The organism is Streptomyces sp. NPDC060194, from assembly GCF_042728285.1.
GTDB lineage: Bacteria > Actinomycetota > Actinomycetes > Streptomycetales > Streptomycetaceae > Streptomyces.
The window spans coordinates 1-1971 of sequence record NZ_JBHWZH010000290.1 but is presented as its reverse complement, the minus strand read 5'-3'; the positions used below and the strand labels follow the sequence as shown (position 1 = coordinate 1971).

Sequence of the window (1971 nt, the reverse complement as noted above, 5' to 3'; positions counted from 1 at the left end):
GTAGTAGAGCTGTTCACGGGTGACGCACATGGCGTGCGCGTTGTTGTTGAACACCACGAAGGTGATGGGCAGGTCGTGTTCGATCGCGGTGTGGATTTCCATGCCGTGCATGAAGAACGAGCCGTCACCGGCGATGACGACGGTGCGGTGCGGGCCGTCGGGCGCGGCGCGGCGGGCGAACTCGTGACGTCCGTGCGCGAATTCGTGATCGGACGGCAGGGGTGACGCCGTCCCGGGAGGGCATCCGTACGGTATGACGTCCACCGACACACGGCGTGATTCCGAGCGGCGCGCGGGCGGGGCCGAGGCCCCCCGGCGGCGACCGCAGCTGCCCTGGTGGGTGAAGGTGCCCGCGGGGCTCGTCCTGCTGGTCGTGGTCTTCCTGATCGGCGCGGCGCTGAACTTCTTCCCGAGCTTCGGCGACCTCTTCGGCGAGGAGACCAAGGACCGGACGGGGCCCACGCTCCTGCAGTCCATCCAGGACATGAGCCGCTACGAGGCGGCCTCGGGCAACTTCCAGGTCGTGGTCGACCTGGAGAAGGACGCGAAGTTCCTGCCCGACGCGATCCGCGGCACCAGGACCCTGTTCGTCGGGGCCGGGACGGTCGGCGCATACGTCGACCTCGGCCAGGTCAAGGGCGACCAGGTGAAGACGAACGCCGACCGCACCAGTGCCGAACTGTGGCTCCCGAACGCCGAGTTGGGCAAGCCCGCGATGGACCCCGAGCGGTCCTACGCGGTCACCAAGGAGCGCGGTCTGCTCGACCGGTTCGGGGACTTCTTCTCCGACAACCCGGCCGACGAGAGCGCGGTCAACAAGCTCGCCGCGAAGCACATCGGGGAGGCGGCGAAGGACAGCGAGCTGAACAAGCGGGCGGAGGAGAACACCACCCGGATGCTCAAGGGGCTGCTCACCTCGCTCGGCTTCGAGAAGGTCGTCGTCCACTACGGCCAGCAGCCGCCGGCCTGACCCCCCGGCGGGCCTGCTCTCAGCCCGCCAGCGCCGCCAACCCGGCCGGCAGCTCCCTGAAGGGGCTGTCGGCCGGTTCCGCGTCCAGCACCCGCCGCACCACGGCGGCCAGTTCGGGATCGTGCAGCGCGCCCACCGCGGCGAGCGCGGCGAAGTCGTGCACGAGCCGCCGCTCCAGCTCCGCCCGCTCCACCGGGACGCCGTCGAGCCACTGCTGCGCCGTGGACTCCGAGAGCATCACCCACGAGCGGACCAGCAGTTCCAGCCGCACCGGCGGGGGCCCCGAGCAGTACGGGGTGAGGTGGGCGAGCACCTGTGTGCGGGCCGCCTGCCGGACGCCCTCGATCAGTGCGAGGGTCCGCCCCGGGTCGCCGGGCGCCAGGGCCCCCGCCCCGGCCGGGCCGTCCGCAGGCGTGCCCGCCCCGGCCGCCGCGCCCGCTGCCGGGCCGCCGCGCAGCAGCGCCGCGAAGCCCGGGCCGTGGGCGGCGACGAAGTCGAAGTAGCGGTGGACGCCGCGCGCGAGCCGCAGCCCCAGCGCGCCCTCCTGTGGCTCGTCGAACAGGCCCGCCAGCTCGTCGGCCGCCCGCCCGAGGGCCGCCTCGTACAGGCCGAGCTTGCCGCCGGGGAAGTAGTGGTAGAGCAGTGGGCGGGAGATCCCGGCGGCCGACGCGATCTCGTCGAGCGACACCTCGTCCGGCGTGCGGCGGCCGAAGAGGTCGAGGGCCACCCCGATCAGCTGCTCACGCCGCTCCTCGACGCCCATCCGGCGCCGGTTCGGGGTCGTCGGCCGGTCGGGGGCCTGCGTCGTGCTCGTCATCCGTCCAGCGTAACGGGGGAGGGGCGGGCGGCTCGTCGCGGCGGGGGGCGGGGCCGCCCGGCGGGGTCGCGGCCGCCCCCCCCCGCCCCCCGGGGCGGCCCCGCGTCCCCCCACCCCCGCCACCCACCACCCCCCGGGAGGGTACGGGCAGGGGAAGACCACGTTCGTCGGCGCAGTGTCGCAG

General features: G+C 73.8%; 3 protein-coding genes. 1 reads left to right on the top strand and 2 read right to left on the bottom strand.

Annotation, left to right across the window (positions count from 1 at the left end):
* Nucleotides 1-270, bottom strand: a 270-nt coding sequence (locus ACFWEG_RS28970) for a thiamine pyrophosphate-dependent enzyme (protein WP_387221080.1), incomplete at its 3' end; no start/stop codon positions are given.
* Here ACFWEG_RS28970 and ACFWEG_RS28965 point away from each other — a divergent pair.
* Nucleotides 254-970 carry a DUF4230 domain-containing protein gene (locus tag ACFWEG_RS28965; protein WP_387221078.1) on the top strand — a complete coding sequence of 239 codons (717 nt, stop codon included), beginning with the start codon at nucleotides 254-256 and terminating at the stop codon, nucleotides 968-970. The genes ACFWEG_RS28970 and ACFWEG_RS28965 overlap by 17 nt on opposite strands.
* A gap of 19 nt (nucleotides 971-989) precedes the next feature.
* Here the strand turns inward: ACFWEG_RS28965 and ACFWEG_RS28960 are convergent, their stop codons facing one another.
* On the bottom strand, nucleotides 990-1787 hold the full coding sequence (locus ACFWEG_RS28960; RefSeq protein ID WP_387221075.1) for a TetR/AcrR family transcriptional regulator: 798 nt from the start codon (nucleotides 1785-1787) through the stop codon (nucleotides 990-992).
* Between the last annotated feature and the right edge of the window lie 184 nt (nucleotides 1788-1971).